Source organism: Nocardioides sp. S5 (genome assembly GCF_017310035.1).
Classification (GTDB): Bacteria; Actinomycetota; Actinomycetes; order Propionibacteriales; family Nocardioidaceae; genus Nocardioides.
On sequence record NZ_CP022296.1, the window covers coordinates 4,314,331 to 4,330,046 of the forward strand.

Annotated in this window: 15 protein-coding genes; 11 read left to right on the forward strand and 4 right to left on the reverse strand. The window is 71.4% G+C overall.

Annotated features, from left to right (window positions below):
* The first annotated feature begins 5 nt into the window (after positions 1–5).
* Positions 6–920 carry a YegS/Rv2252/BmrU family lipid kinase gene (locus tag CFI00_RS21340; protein ID WP_207082960.1) on the forward strand — a complete coding sequence of 305 codons (915 nt, stop codon included), beginning with the start codon at positions 6–8 and terminating at the stop codon, positions 918–920.
* A gap of 15 nt (positions 921–935) precedes the next feature.
* On the opposite strand, the gene CFI00_RS21345 is transcribed toward CFI00_RS21340, so the two are convergent.
* Positions 936–1,925, reverse strand: a complete 990-nt coding sequence (locus CFI00_RS21345; RefSeq protein ID WP_207082961.1) for a helix-turn-helix domain-containing protein — start codon at positions 1,923–1,925, stop codon at positions 936–938.
* Positions 1,926–2,105: 180 nt separating this feature from the next.
* Here CFI00_RS21345 and lysS point away from each other — a divergent pair, with 180 nt between their 5' ends.
* On the forward strand, positions 2,106–3,833 hold the full coding sequence (gene lysS, locus CFI00_RS21350; RefSeq protein ID WP_207082962.1) for a lysine--tRNA ligase: 1,728 nt from the start codon (positions 2,106–2,108) through the stop codon (positions 3,831–3,833).
* A 357-nt stretch (positions 3,834–4,190) separates the two neighbouring features.
* The gene (locus tag CFI00_RS21355; RefSeq protein ID WP_207082963.1) at positions 4,191–5,117 is read left to right on the forward strand and encodes a hypothetical protein; all 927 of its coding nucleotides are present in this window, start codon (positions 4,191–4,193) and stop codon (positions 5,115–5,117) included.
* 125 nt (positions 5,118–5,242) lie between these two features.
* Here CFI00_RS21355 and CFI00_RS21360 read toward each other — a convergent pair whose 3' ends face one another.
* Positions 5,243–5,707 (reverse strand): thioesterase family protein, encoded by a 465-nt coding sequence (locus CFI00_RS21360; protein WP_207082964.1) that lies wholly within the window; start codon positions 5,705–5,707, stop codon positions 5,243–5,245.
* Positions 5,708–5,744: 37 nt separating this feature from the next.
* On the opposite strand from CFI00_RS21360, the gene CFI00_RS21365 reads away from it, so the two are divergent.
* From CFI00_RS21365 to CFI00_RS21385, 5 genes are all read left to right on the forward strand, one after another.
* On the forward strand, positions 5,745–6,167 hold the full coding sequence (locus CFI00_RS21365) for a DUF3151 domain-containing protein (RefSeq protein WP_207082965.1): 423 nt from the start codon (positions 5,745–5,747) through the stop codon (positions 6,165–6,167).
* Positions 6,168–6,192: 25 nt separating this feature from the next.
* A complete protein-coding gene (locus CFI00_RS21370) occupies positions 6,193–6,954 on the forward strand; it encodes a YoaK family protein (protein ID WP_207082966.1) in 762 nt (253 codons plus the stop codon).
* An 84-nt stretch (positions 6,955–7,038) separates the two neighbouring features.
* Entirely contained in the window at positions 7,039–7,326 is a 288-nt protein-coding gene (locus CFI00_RS21375; RefSeq protein ID WP_242532554.1) for a DUF3311 domain-containing protein, read from the forward strand.
* Positions 7,323–9,041, forward strand: a complete 1,719-nt coding sequence (locus CFI00_RS21380; RefSeq protein WP_242532555.1) for a sodium:solute symporter — start codon at positions 7,323–7,325, stop codon at positions 9,039–9,041. Before CFI00_RS21375 ends, CFI00_RS21380 begins: the two co-directional genes overlap by 4 nt.
* A 99-nt stretch (positions 9,042–9,140) precedes the next feature.
* Complete coding sequence (locus CFI00_RS21385) at positions 9,141–11,267, forward strand: M14 family zinc carboxypeptidase (RefSeq protein WP_207082967.1); 2,127 nt, start codon at positions 9,141–9,143, stop codon at positions 11,265–11,267.
* A 69-nt stretch (positions 11,268–11,336) separates the two neighbouring features.
* On the opposite strand, the gene fbaA is transcribed toward CFI00_RS21385, so the two are convergent.
* Positions 11,337–12,371: a class II fructose-bisphosphate aldolase gene (fbaA, locus tag CFI00_RS21390; RefSeq protein WP_207082968.1), complete on the reverse strand. Its 1,035-nt coding sequence runs from the start codon at positions 12,369–12,371 to the stop codon at positions 11,337–11,339.
* Between the two features lie 160 nt (positions 12,372–12,531).
* Here fbaA and CFI00_RS21395 point away from each other — a divergent pair, with 160 nt between their 5' ends.
* The 3 genes from CFI00_RS21395 (at position 12,532) to CFI00_RS21405 (ending at position 14,973) form a co-directional block, all read left to right on the forward strand.
* Entirely contained in the window at positions 12,532–13,677 is a 1,146-nt protein-coding gene (locus CFI00_RS21395; protein ID WP_207082969.1) for a hypothetical protein, read from the forward strand.
* Complete coding sequence (locus CFI00_RS21400; protein ID WP_207082970.1) at positions 13,674–14,162, forward strand: SigE family RNA polymerase sigma factor; 489 nt, start codon at positions 13,674–13,676, stop codon at positions 14,160–14,162. The genes CFI00_RS21395 and CFI00_RS21400 overlap by 4 nt, the downstream gene beginning before the upstream one ends.
* Before the next feature lie 76 nt (positions 14,163–14,238).
* The gene (locus tag CFI00_RS21405; protein ID WP_207082971.1) at positions 14,239–14,973 is read left to right on the forward strand and encodes a septum formation family protein; all 735 of its coding nucleotides are present in this window, start codon (positions 14,239–14,241) and stop codon (positions 14,971–14,973) included.
* 78 nt (positions 14,974–15,051) lie between these two features.
* Here the strand turns inward: CFI00_RS21405 and CFI00_RS21410 are convergent, their stop codons facing one another.
* The gene (locus CFI00_RS21410; protein ID WP_207085665.1) at positions 15,052–15,696 is read right to left on the reverse strand and encodes a TrmH family RNA methyltransferase; all 645 of its coding nucleotides are present in this window, start codon (positions 15,694–15,696) and stop codon (positions 15,052–15,054) included.
* Between the last annotated feature and the right edge of the window lie 20 nt (positions 15,697–15,716).

The window sequence follows — 15,716 nt, forward strand, 5'->3', positions numbered from 1 at the left end:
GCCTCGTGCGCTCACTCCTCGTCATCACCAACACCGATGCCGGGACCTCTGACGAGGAGCGCCTGGCCGTGGCCCTCGCCATCCTGCGCGAGGACGCCTCCGTCGAGGTCGCCAAGACCTCCAACCCGGGCGAGCTCGACGGCGTGCTGCACCGCGCGGGCGGCCGCACGATCGTGGTCGCCGGCGGCGACGGCAGCATGCACGCGGTGGTGACGGCGCTGTACAAGCGCCACGAGCTGGAGGGCGCGACCCTGGCGCTGCTGCCGATGGGCACCGGCAACGACTTCGCCCGCGGCAACGACATCCCGCTCGACCTCGAGGACGCCGCCCGCCTGGTGCTGACCGGCGAGGCGCGTCCGGTCGACCTCCTGGTCGACGAGACCGGCAGCATCGTGGTCAACAACGTCCACGTCGGTGTGGGCGCCCAGGCAAGCCGCAAGGGCCACAAGTGGAAGACGCGCCTCGGCGCGGTCGGCGTGGGCAAGGTCAACCTGGGCAAGCTCGGCTACCCCATCGGGGCGCTGCTGTCGGCCTTCCACCCGCCGAGCTGGCGGTTGCGCATCGAGATCGACGGCGAGGTCGTCAACGACGTCAACCGGCCGGTGCTGATGGTGGCCATCGGCAACGGCGGCAACGTCGGCGGCGGCACCGAGCTCAACCCCGAGGCCGACACCGAGGACGGGTGTCTCGACGTGATGATCAGCCGGGCCGTCGAGCCGCTGGCCAAGCTCGGCTACGTCGCGCGCCTGCGCACGGGCGACCACGACGAGCGCGACGACGTCGTCATGCTGCGCGGCAGGTCGGTGAAGGTGAGCGGCGACGAGTTCTGGCTGTCCGCGGACGGGGAGATGTCCGGGCCCGAGCGCAGCCGCAGCTGGCGCCTCGAGCCGGCGGCGTACCGCCTCATCCTGCCTGCCTGAGGCTGCCGGCGCGGCTCAGAGCCAGCCGCGGCGCACGGCCTCCACGCCTGCCTGGAAGCGCGTGTCGACGCCGAGCTCGGTCATCAGGGCCGAGATCCGACGGCGCACCGTGCGCAGGCCGATCCCGAGCTTGCGGGCGATCACCTCGTCGGTGACGCCCGCCATCAGCTGCTCGAGGAGGAACTGGCGCTCGTCGGGGCTGCCCTGGCCCGACTCCAGCTCGGGGACGGGTGCGGCGCGCGACCACAGCAGCTCGAACCAGAGCGTGAGCGCCGAGACCACCGAGCGCTGCCGCACGTGCACACGCGGCTCGTCGGCGAAGCCCAACGGCTCGGGGAGCACCGCGTGCGCATCACCGAGGATGAACATCCTGGTCGGCACCTCCGACATCACCCGCACCTGCTCGCCGAGCTGGGCGCGCGTGCGCAGCGCGTCCGGCGCCTCGGTGAGGGCCCGGACGGGGTAGATCGCCCGCGAGCGGCGTCCCGTCGCCATCGCCTCGGCGAGCACGCTGCTCACCCGCGACTCGCGCGGCATCGCCCAGGCGTCGGGCCGCAGCCACAGCATGTCGCCGCGGCTGGTGCGGAGCATCAGGTGCAACAGGTCGAGCGGGTTGCCGCCCGAGCTCAGCTCCCCGTCGAGGGGGCGGATCTCGGTGAGGTCGCCCTCGTCGGGCCGGGTGGCGGCGGCGACCAGGTGCGGCACCGCGCGCGCCAGCTCGCCCAGCCGGGCAGCGGAGGTCGCGGCCTGCTGCGACTCCTTGCGCACCAGGTCGGACAGGACCTCGGCGAGAGGGGGTACGACGAGCCGCTCGCCGTCGAGGGCCACGAGCCCGCGCTCCTGCAGCGGAGCGAGCGCACGCAGCAGGCCCTCGGGCCGCTCCTGCACCAGCCGGGCGACGCCGACGAGCGTGTGGCCCGAGGCCGGGACGAGGCGGAAGTAGAGCTGCTCGGCGTCTCGGGAGAGCCCGAGCGCCGCGAGCACGGAAGAGGGGTCGCCGGCCATGCTGGCAGTTTAGTGCCAGCGGCACTCGCGACCCACGTGGCAGCGACCGGCCACTCCATAATGAGACGACCAGTCGCGTGCGGGGGTGTGCGACCAGGTCTGCTCCTCGGGAGCACAGCGCCGGAGTCGCCTCGGGGGAGGGCTCCGGCGCTTCCCATGTCCACCGATAGCCTTGGCGCCATGGCACGAGGTGGACGACAGGGACAGGGTGAGCCGGTCGACTGGGTGACGCGCGCGGCGGACGACGCCGTACGCCACGCCGGCGAGGGCAACCCGGTGACGGTCGCCTCGGGCGCCTCGCCGAGCGGTCCGATCCACCTGGGCAACCTGCGGGAGTTCATCACCCCCCACTTCGTGGCCGAGGAGCTGCGCCGACGCGGCGTGCCGGTGCGCCACCTCCACTCGTGGGACGACTTCGACCGCTTCCGCAAGGTCCCCGCCGGGGTGCCGGCGGAGTGGGCCGACCACATCGGGCGCCCCCTCACCGCGGTGCCCGACCCGTGGGAGTGCCACCCGAGCTGGGCCGAGCACTTCAAGGCTCCCCTGCAGGACGCGTTGCGCGAGCTCGGCGTGGAGATGGAGGAGATCTCCCAGACCGAGATGTACACCTCCGGTGCCTACCGCCAGCAGGTCCTCGAGGCCGTGGCGCGCCGCGACGAGATCGAGGCGGTGCTCGCCAAGCACCGCACCAAGAAGGTGAGCGCCGGCGAGGACGCCTCCGCGCAGGAGGCCGCCGACCTCGCGGACTCGGTCGCCAACGAGGACGACGAGGAGGGCGACCCGGCCGCGGCCTCCTCGGCCGACGCGATCGCCCGCTTCCCCTATCGGCCCTACTGCCGCGAGTGCGGGCGCGACACCGTCACCACGACGGCGTACGACGAGGCCACCACGACCCTGTCCTACACCTGCTCGTCCTGCGGCCACGACGGCACCACCGACCTGTCGAGCGACAACGACGGCAAGCTCGTGTGGAAGGTCGACTGGCCGATGCGCTGGGCCTACGAGAAGGTCAACTTCGAGCCGGCCGGTCGCGACCACATGACGCCCGGGTCGTCCTACACCGTCGGCACCGAGATCGCGCCCTCGATCTTCGACTGGCGCGCGCCCGCCCGCGTGATCTACGCCTTCGTCGGGTTCGCCGGCGTGCAGAAGATGTCGTCGTCGGCCGGCGGCGTCCCGACCGCGACGGACGCACTGCGCATCCTCGAGGCGCCGATGCTGCGCTGGCTCTACGTCCGCCGCGCCCCGACCCAGGCCTTCGACATCGACTTCGGCCCGGCCGTCGTGCGCCTCTACGACGAGTGGGACGCGCTCGGCCGCAAGGCCGCCGACCCCGCGAAGGCCGACGTGGCCACCCTCGCCTGGCACCGCGCCTCCGAGACGGCGTCCGCCGGCCGACTGCCCTCCCCGGCCGTCCCGGTGCCGTTCCGCACGCTGTCCTCGGTCGCCGACGTGACCGCGGGCTCGGCCGAGCTCATCTCGCGGATCATCGAGTCGTCCGGCTTCCCGCACGAGTCGGTCGCCGACCTCGAGCCGCGACTGTCCAAGGCCATGCAGTGGACGGCCGAGCACGTGCCCGCCGACGAGCGCACCACAGTGCGCGAGACCCCCGCCGCCGAGCGCCTGGCCACGTTGTCCGAGGACGAGGAGCTGTGGCTACGGATCTTCCTCGACCGCCTCCCCGAGGACGGCGACCTCGACGCGGTCACCTCCGTCGTCTACGGCGTGCCGAAGGTCGCCCGCGGCCTCGGCTTCGACGACGCGCCGACGGATGAGGTGAAGGCGGACCAGAAGGACTTCTTCCGGCTGCTCTACAACCTGCTCGTCGACGCCGACCGGGGTCCGCGCCTGCCGACGCTGGTGCTGGCGCTCGGGCCGGCGAAGGTACGCCGGCTGCTCGGCGCCTGAGCCCGCTCGAGGGCGCTCGAGGCGACCTCCGGACACAGGGTGACTCGAGCGGCCCACGGTCCGCTCAACCCCCGGCATGCCGTACGTCAGGCGTCCATCTCGGCCTCCCAGCCGGCTCGGAGGACTGACGCGGACCAGTGAGCGTCCACACCCCAGGCCGAAGACGGGTTGTCCACAGGACGTGCCTTGCGTCCTGGTGGATCGCACCGCGCGTGACCAACCTCGACGCCATGAGACCTGCACTCGTCGCCGCGGCTGACAAAACAACACGGCATCTTCTCGCGCAGCCAGGCCCTGCGTGCCGGATACACCGAGCGGGAGATCAAGGCGCTCACGCGTCCCGACGGAGAGTGGGCCGTGGTGCGCATGGGCGCCTACTGCCAGCGCGACCGACTGGAGCCCTTGGACGCGCGAGCCCGGTGGCTGCTCAAGGACCGCGCCGCCGTGCTCTCCAGCCGGCGACCGGCCACGTTGAGCCACGACTCCGCAGCCAGGCTCTTGCAGATCGACACACTCGATCCGCCATCGGCGGCGAGCCACCTCACCCTCTACGGACCGCGCGGCACGCGCACCAACAGCGGGGTGACCCGGCACCGCGACCTCCAACCGCTATGCATCGAGCGCGTCGACGACCTCATCTCCACGTCGTACGCACGGACAGCCATCGACATCGCGCGCTGGCACGGCTATCGACACGGCCTGGTCGCGATCGACTCTGCGCGGTGGCTCGGCGTACCGAAGGCAGACTTCGCGGCCGAGCTCGACCGGATGAGGCACCACCCGTACATCGCCCGAGCGCATGCTGCACTCGCTGACTCCGACAACGGAGCCGAGTCCGTGCTGGAGACCCTCGGTCGCGAGCTCGTGGCCTCGCTCGGGATCGGGGAGGTGCAGACCCAGTTCGCGATACGTCTCACTGGGGATCGCGTGGTCTGGTGCGACATACGCGTCGGGTGTCACCTCTTCGAGTGCGAGGGCATGGCCAAGCTGATCCCCTTCGACCGGGGCGGTGTGGCGTCACAGACGCCCGAGGCAGTGGTCTGGAAGCAACAGGCCCGCCGTACCGAGATCTGCTCCGAGGGGTTCGGGATGTCCCGCATCGTCTGGGCGGACTGCTTCGGCTCAGGTCGGGACAGAGCTCGCGACCGGTTGCACAAGGAGTACGCCGTCACCGAGGCCAGGTTCGGGCGGACGCCTGCGGCTCACCTCCTCGAGTTCGCGGAGGCGCACCCGCGGAGAAGCACGTCGCGACTCTGGACGCCCGACGTCCGCAGAGGGGCTTGACCGGGGCGTCGCCGAGAACTGGCACACCTTCGTGGACGCTAGACGTACGGCATGGCGGACGTCGAGCGGTCCTGGGTCCGCTCGAGTCGGATCCGGACCGGACCCGCTGACGACGGGCGGGCCGGTCAGCTGCGGAAGCTGACCGGCTCGCCGAGGTAGCGCTCGAGGTCGACGCGGACGGCGTCGCTGATCGGCCACGCCGACTGCGCGGCGTGGTCCCAGAGGACGTTCACGCACTCCCAGACCGCCGCCGGCGCACCGCCGGCCTCGACCCGCAGCTCGGCCGCGACCGTGAAGGACGACCGCCCGACCCGCGTCACCCAGAGAGAGGCCAGGAACGGCTGGTAGGGCACGAAGCGCATCTCGCCGTGGTACTCGATGGCCTGCGAGGCGACCAGCTCGGAGACGCCGTCACCCACCGCGTGCAGCAGCCCGGTCGCGCCCTCGGGCAGGCCCGGCAGGTGCGCGAAGCGCAGGAACTCGTAGCGCGCCTCGTCGAGCACGCGCACGGCCTCGACGTTGTCGACGTGCCCGGCGAGGTTGATGTCGCGGTAGCGCGCCTGGATCTCGGTCGTGAAGGTCTCACCCATGGCAGCAGTGTGTCGGACACCCGCCTAGGGTTGGCCCATGACCTCCGGACCCTTCGGCGGCGACCTGATGGCCGGTCCCCCGCCCACCCACCTTCCCGCCGACCCTGCCGACGCCGAGCTGGCCGGCGGCGGGGCCCCCGCAGCGGTCGTACGCCGTCACCCCGAGTCGCCCGCCGCCTGGGCCGCGATGGCCGCCGAGGCCCAGCAGGCCGGCGCCGACGACGTGACCGTCTACGCCTACGCCCGCGTCGGCTACCACCGCTCGCTCGACCAGCTGCGACGCAACGGCTGGAAGGGCCACGGTCCCGTGCCGTGGGAGCACGAGCCCAACCGCGGCTTCCTGCGCTCGCTCGCCCTCCTCGCGATCGCCGCCCGCGGCATCGGCGAGACGCCCGAGTGGGAGCGCTGCTCGACCTTCCTGCGCGACTCCAGCCCGGCGGCGGCGGACGAGCTGCTCTGACCGAGCACGGGTCCAGGTGACGCCCGTGCAGCGGCTGAGGGCCTACCTCCTGACCGTCGCTGGACCCGTGCGGTCCCCGCACCACAACGTGCAGCTCGCGGCACTGCTCGCCCTGAACGCCGGGGTGCTCAACTCGGTCGGCTTCGTAGCGGTGTCGGTCTACACCTCGCACATGACCGGCCTGACCGCGTCCGTCGCGGATCACCTGGTGCTGGGCGGCGCAGCGATCGTCCTCACCGGCCTGCTGGGCATCGCCACGTTCCTGGCGGGTGCGGCAGCGTGTGCGGTCCTGTTCAACTGGGGCCGACGGCGGTCGCTGCGCGGGAGGTACGCCAACGTCCTGGTGCTCGAGGCGCTGCTGATCCTGCTGTTCGGCCTGCTGGCAGAAGCCCTGTCCTGGCGCCACCGCGACCTGCTCTTCGTGGGGGTCCTCTGCTTCACCATGGGCATGCAGAACGCCATCATCACCAAGATCTCGAGCGCCCAGATCCGCACCACCCACGTCACCGGCATGGTCACCGACATCGGGATCGAGATCGGCAAGCTGGTCTACGTCTCGCGCACTCCGGGCCTGCCACCCGTCGTGCCCGATCGGCACAAGCTCGCGATGCTCACCCTCCTGGTCGCGCTGTTCTTCGGCGGTGGGGTGATCGGCGCCCTCGGCTACGTGGAGTTCGGCTTCGCGACCCTCGTCCCACTGGCGCTGGTCCTGCTGGCCGTAGCCGCAGCGCCGCTGGCGGCCGACGTACGACACCGCTTCCGCGCAGGCGCGCGCCAGGCGGGTTGACCACTCGTCGCGTCAGATCGACCGCTGGTCGAGCCACCCCCACGGAGGGGTGACGCCCGTCACCACGCCGGTAAGGTCTCGCGGGTGAATTCCGGGAACACACCTCCACAGTCGCGCCCTGAAGACCCGGGCGTCCCCCCGACCGACAAGGGCAAGATGGCGCTCGCCGCCGTCCTGCTCCTCATCCCCATCGTCGTGCTCCTCTGGGTGCCGCACTACGCCAAGGTCGAGCCGACGCTGCTCGGCTTCCCGTTCTTCTTCTGGTACCAGTTCCTCTGGGTCTTCATCTGCTCGGCCCTGACCTGGACGGCCTACAAGCTCACCCTGTCGGCCCGCGGCAGGACCACGCACAAGGTGGGTGAGGACCGATGACGCCCCAGCTGACCGTGATGGCTGCCGAGACCGACGGCATCAACGGGGTCGCCCTGTCCGTGCTCATCGCCCTGTTCGCCCTGGTGACCGTCGCCGGCTTCATGGCCACCCGCTTCATGCGCGCCGACTCGATGGAGTCGCTCGAGGAGTGGGGCCTGGGCGGGCGCAAGTTCGGCACCTGGATCACGTGGTTCCTGCTGGGCGGGGACCTCTACACGGCGTACACGTTCGTCGCCGTCCCGGCCGCGATGTTCGCCACCGGTGCGGTGGCGGGCTTCTTCGCCGTCCCCTACACGATCGTGCTCTACCCGATCATCTTCATCTTCATGGCGCGGCTGTGGTCGGTGAGCCACCGCCACGGCTACGTCACGACGGCCGACTTCGTGCGCGGCAGGTACGACGACCGCGGGCTGTCGCTCGCCGTCGCGGTCACCGGCTTCGTGGCCACCATGCCCTACATCGCGCTCCAGCTCGTCGGCATCCAGGCGGTGCTCGAGGTCGCCGGGCTCGGGGGCGGCGACAACATCATCCAGAAGGACGCGCCGCTCTTCATCGCCTTCGCGCTGCTCGCTGCCTACACCTACTCCAGCGGCCTGCGCGCACCCGCGGTGATCGCGTTCGTCAAGGACATCCTCATCTACCTCGTCATCATCGTGGCGATCGTCTACCTGCCCGGCCAGGTCGGCGGCTGGGACGCGATCTTCGGCGCGGCCGAGGACAAGATGGCTGCCACGAACGAGGCGACCGGCGGCCCCACCGGGTCGTTCATCCCCGGTGCCGGACAGGGCTGGGCGTACGCCACCCTGGCGCTGGGCTCCGCGCTGGCGCTGTTCATGTACCCGCACTCGATCACCGCCTCGCTGTCGTCGAACTCGCGCAACACGATCCGTCGCAACGCAGCGATCCTGCCGGCGTACTCCTTCGTGCTGGGCCTGCTGGCCCTGCTCGGCTGGGTCGCGATCGCCGCCGGGACGCAGCCGATCGGCCTCGACGGCGAGCCCAACGCACAGCTCGTGATCCCGCAGCTGTTCGAGGACATGTTCCCGGCGTGGTTCGCCGGTGTGGCCTTCGCCGCGATCGCGATCGGTGCGCTCGTGCCGGCCGCGATCATGTCGATCGCCGCGGCGAACACGTTCAGCCGCAACATCTACAAGGAGTGGCTCAAGAAGGACGCCACCCCCGCGCAGGAGGCCAAGGTCTCCAAGCTGATGTCGCTGCTGGTGAAGGCGTTCGCGCTGGTCTTCGTGCTCACCCTCGACAAGCAGAACGCGATCAACTTCCAGCTCCTCGGCGGCATCTGGATGCTCCAGACGTTCCCGGTGATCGTCTTCAGCCTCTTCACGCGGTGGTTCCACCGCTACGGCCTGCTCGTCGGCTGGGCGGTCGGCATGGTCTACGGCACCGTCGGGGCCTACAACGTGAAGAACCCGGTCACCGGCAAGGCCTTCGGCGGCTCGCTCGACAACATCCCCGGCATCGGCGAGATGGGCTACATCGCGATGACGGCCTTCGTCATCAACGTGGCCATCGCGACCGTGCTGACGGTGGCGCTGCGGGCGGCGAAGGTGTCCAACGGTCGCGACGAGACGATCCCGTTCGACTACTTCGCCGACGCCGACGACCCGCGGGTGCAGAAGGACCTCGTGGAGCACAGCTCGCACGAGACGCCGTACGGCGACCCGGACGACATCCCGGGCAACGCACCGGCGCGCTGACAGCAGCTCCTCCGGCGGGCGTGACCTGAGGCACGGCGCCGCGTTGTTCACGGCAACGCGGCGCCCCCTCAGCCGCGGCACACGCCCCCGGAGGAACTCATGCGCACACACCCGTCCCGGTTCCGGACGGCGTCTACGCTGACCGCACTCGCGGCCACGACGCTCGCCCTCTCAGCCGCAGCCCTCACCGTCCCGTCCGCCGCCCAGGACCCGCTCACCTCGGCGACCGAGCTGTTCGCCCCGCGACTGGTCACGGTGGACACCCCCACCCGTGCCGACAAGTCGCGGCTCCAGGCACTCGGCCTCGACCTCACCGAGCATGCCGGGCACGACTACGTCGAGGTCGTGCTCCACACGCTCGCCGACCGTGACGCGCTGCGGGCGGCCGGCTTCACGTGGGACGTGCGGATCCCCGACCTGCTGCGTCGCGAGGCCGAGATCAACCGGCTCGACGACCTCTTCGCGGCCACCCGGCAGCGCACCGCGCTGCCGTCGGGCCGCGACGCCTACCGCAGCCTGGCCGACTACAACTCGGAGATGAAGGCCATGGCCGAGGCGAACCCCGGCCTGGTCAGGCTCCTGACGCTGCCCGAGAAGACGCTGGACGGGCGGACCGTCCACGGCGTCGAGATCGCGACGAACGTCGCCGCCCGTGACGGTCGACCCACCTTCGCGATGTTCGGCGTGCACCACGCGCGCGAGTGGCCCTCGGGCGAGCACGCGATGGAGTTCGCCGTCGACCTCGTCGAGGGAGCCCGCGCCGGCGACCCGCGCATCCGCAGCCTGCTCGACCGCGGCCGCATGGTCGTGGTGCCGGTGGTGAACCCCGACGGCTTCCACCTCTCCTTCACCGACGGCCAGCTCGTCGACCTGCGCGAGCTCGACGGCGGCGGCACCGCCTCGATCCTCGGCACCCCCGGCAACGCCTACAAGCGCAAGAACTGCCGGGTCGTCGACGGCCAGGACACCCCCGACGGCACGTGCGCCGCCTTCAGCCTGACCAGCCCCGGCGGCTTCCTCGTCGGCACCGACCTCAACCGCAACTACGGCGGGCTGTGGGGCGGGCCCGGCGCCTCGGATCTCTTCGCCGACCCGACCTACCGCGGCGCCGAGCCCTTCTCCGAGCCGGAGACCCGCAACGTGCGCGACCTCATCTCCTCGCGGCAGGTCACGATGATGATCTCCAACCACACCTTCTCCAACCTGGTGCTGCGGCCCAACGGCGTGAACCCGACCACGATCGGACCGGACGGGCTGCCGGTCGGCGACGCCCCCGACGAGGAGGCGATGAAGGAGGTCGGTGCGCGGATGACGGCGCAGAACGGCTACGCCAACATCCACGGCTGGGAGCTCTACGACACGACCGGCACCACCGAGGACTGGTCCTACAACGCGACCGGCGGCTACGGCTACACCTTCGAGATCGGTCCCGACGAGTTCCACCCGCCCTTCGCCCAGGTCGTCGACGAGTACCTCGGAGCAGGGGCGTACGCCGGGAAGGGCAACCGCGAGGCCTACCTCATCGCCTTCGAGGAGGCCATCGACCGCGGCAGCCACGCCGTCATCTCGGGCAAGGCGCCCGCGGGCGCGACGATGCGGCTGCGCAAGGAGTTCTCCACGCCGACGTGGAGCCCCGAGAACGACTTCACCGACTCCCTCGAGACCTCGATGGTGACCAGCGGGCGCACCTTCTCCTGGGACGTCAACCAGTCGACGCGACCCGTCGTGCAGTCGCGACTGGTCAAGCTGCTCGCCGAGGAGCCGACCCGCACCGAGACCTTCACCGGCACCGTCGCACCCGGGAGCTCGGTCGACCACGAGCTCGTCGTGACCGAGGCCGACCAGGACATCCTCCAGGTCGACCTCGACTGGCCCACCCCGGACGACCTCGACCTCGAGGTCTACCGCAAGGAGGCCGACGGCTCGCTGACCGAGGTCGGCGGCTCCGGCAACTTCGTGGGTGACAAGGAGCGGGCCACGATCAACGCCCCGACGCCGGGGACCTACGTCCTGCGGGTGGTGAACTTCGCGTCGGTGACGCCGACCTACACGCTCACCGCGGGCCTGTACGACGCGACGGAGCAGCTCACCGCCCCGCTGGTCGAGGCCTGGACCCTCACGTGCGAGAAGGACGGGCAGGTCCTGCAGACCGTGCCGGTCGTGGTCGAGCGGGGCCAGCAGGTGAGCGTCGACCTCAAGGAGTGCTCGCGGCGCTGGGGCCGCTGACCGGCCCGGACAGCACGACGCCCGCCCTGCTCGTACGAGCGGGGCGGGCGTCGTCGCGTCGTGCGTGGGTCAGCCGGCGAGCGACGTCCCCGCGGAGCGCAGGTTCTGGCAGGCCTCCACGATGCGCTCGGCCATGCCGGCCTCGGCGGCCTTGCCCCAGGCGCGGGGGTCGTACTGCTTCTTGTTGCCGACCTCGCCGTCGACCTTCAGCACGCCGTCGTAGTGGGCGAACATGTGCGCCGCGACGGGGCGGGTGAAGGCGTACTGCGTGTCGGTGTCGACGTTCATCTTGACCACGCCGAAGTCGACCGCGTCGCTGATCTCCTGCGCGGTCGAGCCGGAGCCGCCGTGGAAGACCAGGTCGAACGGGCGGGCGTCGGAGCCCAGGCCGAGCTCGGAGGCGGCGGCCTCCTGCGCGGTCTTGAGGATCTCCGGGCGCAGCTTGACGTTGCCGGGCTTGTAGACGCCGTGCACGTTGCCGAAGGTGAGCGCGGTCATGTAGCGACCGCGCTCGCCGGCACCGAGCGCCTTGATCGTGGCGATCGCGTCCTCGGGCGTGGTGTAGAGCTGGTCGTTGATCTCGTTGGCCACGCCGTCCTCCTCGCCGCCGACGACGCCGACCTCGATCTCGAGGATGATCTGGGCCGCGGCGCACTTGGCGAGCAGCTCCTCGGCGATCTGGAGGTTCTCCTCCAGCGGCACCGCGGAGCCGTCCCACATGTGCGACTGGAACAGCGGGGCCTCGCCGCGCGCGACGCGCTCGGCGGAGATGTCGAGCAGCGGGCGGACGAAGCCGTCGAGCTTGCCCTGGGGGCAGTGGTCGGTGTGCAGCGCGATGTTGACGGGGTAGTTCTTCGCGACCTCGGCAGCGTAGGCGGCGAAGGCCACCGAGCCGGACACCATGTCCTTCACGGACGGGCCGGAGAGGTACTCCGCACCGCCGGTGGACACCTGGATGATGCCGTCAGAGCCGGCGTCGGCGAAGCCCTTCAGCGCGGCGTTGAGCGTCTGGGAGGACGACACGTTGATGGCCGGGTAGGCGAAGGACTTGGCCTTCGCGGCGTCCAGCATCTGCGCGTAGACCTCGGGGGTGGCGATGGGCATCGGCGGTTCTCCTCAGAAGGGGTCCTACAGGCGCTCCCAACCCTAGTGGCTACCGGTGGGTCGGGAGCTTCGCGTGCTGCCGTCTCACCACGTGACAACCGATGCGGCCCCCGCACCGTGTTGACCGGTGGAAGAGTGCTCCCCGGGGGAAGGACCTGGCATGGACACCGAGATCGACTGGCAGCGCGAGCTCGACAGCTCGTTCGGCGACGGGCGCCATGTCCCCGCAGGACACTACGTCGCGGCCGGCAGGAGGGCCGTACGCCGGCGTCGGGCGACCGCGGTCGCGACGGGGCTGGGCGCAGCCGCCGTGGTCGCCGGGATCGCCTGGGGCGCAGCCCCCGGCGGCACCCCGAGCGGCACGGAGGCACCGGTTGCGACCGACCCGATTGCCACGTCGACCCCGACGGCCGAGACCTCGACCCCCGAGCCCGGCGGCAGTGGCCGTCCCTGGGGCGCGGGCGGCCCGCCCGTGCGCCACACACGCGAGGGGATCGAGATCCGCGACGGTGCGGTGGTGCACGAGCGGCGTGACGATCTCTACCCCGGCAAGGGCACCGATTCGGTGGCGCTCGACATCAGCTTCGGCGACGAACGCTGGTGGACCAGCCTGGAGTGGGACGGCGACGGCGGTGGGATGACGGCGGTGCCCGCAGATGACAAGCCCTTCGACAGCTTCGATGCCTTCGTCCGGGCGGAGGTCCTCCGCGGCGGCCTGACCGACGGCCCAGCGCTGGACGACGAGCGCTACCCCTACGCCGGGCTCGTCGGCTGGACCGGCGGCGAGGTCAGCCTCGCTCCCGGCGTCACCGTGGACCAGCAGGTGCTGGATCCGTCGGGCGAGCGCGAGTCGATCGGCCTGGTCCTGCGCCACCGTGGCGAGGTCACGTGGATGCTGCTCGACACCAGCCCCACCGGTGGCAGCGCGGTCCACGAGAAGGAGAGCGAGTCCGGCTGGCTCACCTTCGAGCAGTGGCTCGACGAGCATGTGGCGATTCGCGACCGCGAGCCACGGCTCCGCCTGGTCGACCTCGAGCAGGACGGCACCGTGTCGGCCGCGCTGCCCGATGTGCAGGTGCTCGACCAGCAGTCCGGACCCGACCTGCCGGACTACGGCACCGACGCAGCCAGCGCCTCGGCGGTGGCTCTCGTCGAGTGGGAGGAGGAGCGGTGGTTCGTGCTGGCGGTGCGCATGCCTGACGAGGACGCACTGACCACCTATGCGGCCGACAAGGCGGGTGTCGAGACGATCGACGACTTCATCGCGTTCACCGCCGACCAGGCGGACGAGGGTGGCCTGCGGTGAGGCACGATGCCGCGTTCTCGGAGTTCGTCGCCGCCCGCCAGACCCACCTGCGCCGCATCGCGTACGCCCTGTGCGGCGACTGGCACCGCGCCGACGACCTGCTGCAGATCGCCCTGACCAAGCTGTACGTCGCCTGGCCGCGGATCCGCCACGAGGGCAACGAGGAGGCCTACGTCCGCCAGATCATGGTGCGGGCCAACATCGACGATTCCCGCCGGCCGTGGCGGCGCGAACGTCCCAGCGAGCACCTGCCCGAGGTGGCCGCGCAGGGTCCGACCTCGACCGAGGAGCGCTCGGCGCTGTTCGACGCGCTGCAGGCGCTGCCCGAGCAGCAGCGCAAGGTGGTCGTGCTGCGCCACTGGCTCGGCCTGTCGGTGCGCGAGACGGCCGCCGAGCTCGGCATCGTCGAGGGCACGGTCAAGAGCCACAGCAGCCGCGGGCTGGCGGCCCTCGAGGCGGTGCTGGCCCCGCAGCGGCACGCCTGAGCGGGACCCCGGGGGGCGACGAAGTGCACCCGCACGGGTATGGCGGCCGCACGATGTCAGGCCTAGGTTGACGCCCATGACTCGACGACTCGGGTGGGGTGCCGCCCTCGCCGGACTCACCGCGACGATCGCCCTCGCGGGTGGCCAGTCCGCCACGGCGGCGGACCCGCTGTTCCAGGCCCCGGTCGTGGGCCAGTGCTTCGACATGGACTCCGCCGAGCTCGCCTCGGCGGCCTACACCGAGGCGCCGGTCGACTGCGCGGGCACCCACACCTCGACCACGATCGCCGTGGCCGTGCTGCCCGAGGGACTGGCCTACGAGAGCCGCGCGCTGGCACGGTTCGCCCTCGAGACCTGCGTGCCGGTGCAGCGCAAGGTGCTCGGCACCAGCATCCGCGGCCTGCGCCTGACGGCGTACACGCTCGGCTACTTCGGTCCCACGCCCGAGCAGCAGGCGGCCGGCGCACGCTGGCTGCGCTGCGACCTCGTGCTCGGCAGCGCCGACGACCTGCAGCCGCTCCCGGCGAAGCTCGACGTGGGCTCCTACCCGTTCAAGAAGTCGGTCTCGCGCTGCCTGGCCGGCCGCGACTTCGACGTCACCGTCTGCTCGGCGAAGCACACCTACCGCGCGACCGCCGCGATCACGGTGAAGGCCGACCGGTTCCCCAGCGAGAAGGCCTGGAAGCGCATCGGCACGCAGCGGTGTCGCACCGCGGTCACCTCGCGGACCTACCGCTTCGGCTGGCCGTCGAAGGTCGCGTGGAAGGCCGGCGACCACACGCTCCTCTGCTACTCCAAGACGCGCCGCTAGGCGCACCACGAGGACCCGCGGTCGGGTCCGGGGTGCCGTGGGGACATCCCGGCCCCGGCCGCGTTCGGCCCGGCAGGGCTAGCCGCGCCAGGCGTCGGCGCTGCCGAGGTCGGCGTACGCCCTGACCCAGCTGTGCATCGCGATCGCCGCGGCGGAGCTGGCGTTGATCGAGCGGGTGGAGCCGAACTGCGCGATCGAGAAGGTGCCGTCGCAGACCTCGCGCGCCGACTCCGACAGGCCCGGTCCCTCCTGGCCGAACAGGAAGCAGACCCGGCGCGGCAGCTCCATCGTCTCGAGGTGCTCGCTGCCGGGCAGGTTGTCGATGCCGAGCAGGCGCACGGGCTGCTCGAGCCCGTGGAGGTACGCCGCCAGCGCCGCGGCGTCGGGGTGGTGGCGCACGTGCTGGTAGCGATCGGTCACCATCGCGCCGCGCCGGTTCCAGCGACGGTTGCCGACGATGTGGACCTCCGCGGCGAGGAAGGCGTTGGCGGTGCGCACGATCGTGCCGATGTTGAAGTCGTGCTGCCAGTTCTCGATCGCGACGTGGAAGCCGTGCCGGCGCGTGTCGAGGTCGGCGACGATGGCTTCCATCGTCCAGTACCTGTAGCGGTCGACGACGTTGCGCCGGTCGCCGTCGCGCAGGAGGTCGGGGTCCCACTGCCCGCCCTCGGGCCACGGCCCCTGCCACGGACCGACGCCCACCTCGGGTGCGCCGTGGGGCATCGGGTCGTAGGGCGCCCGCT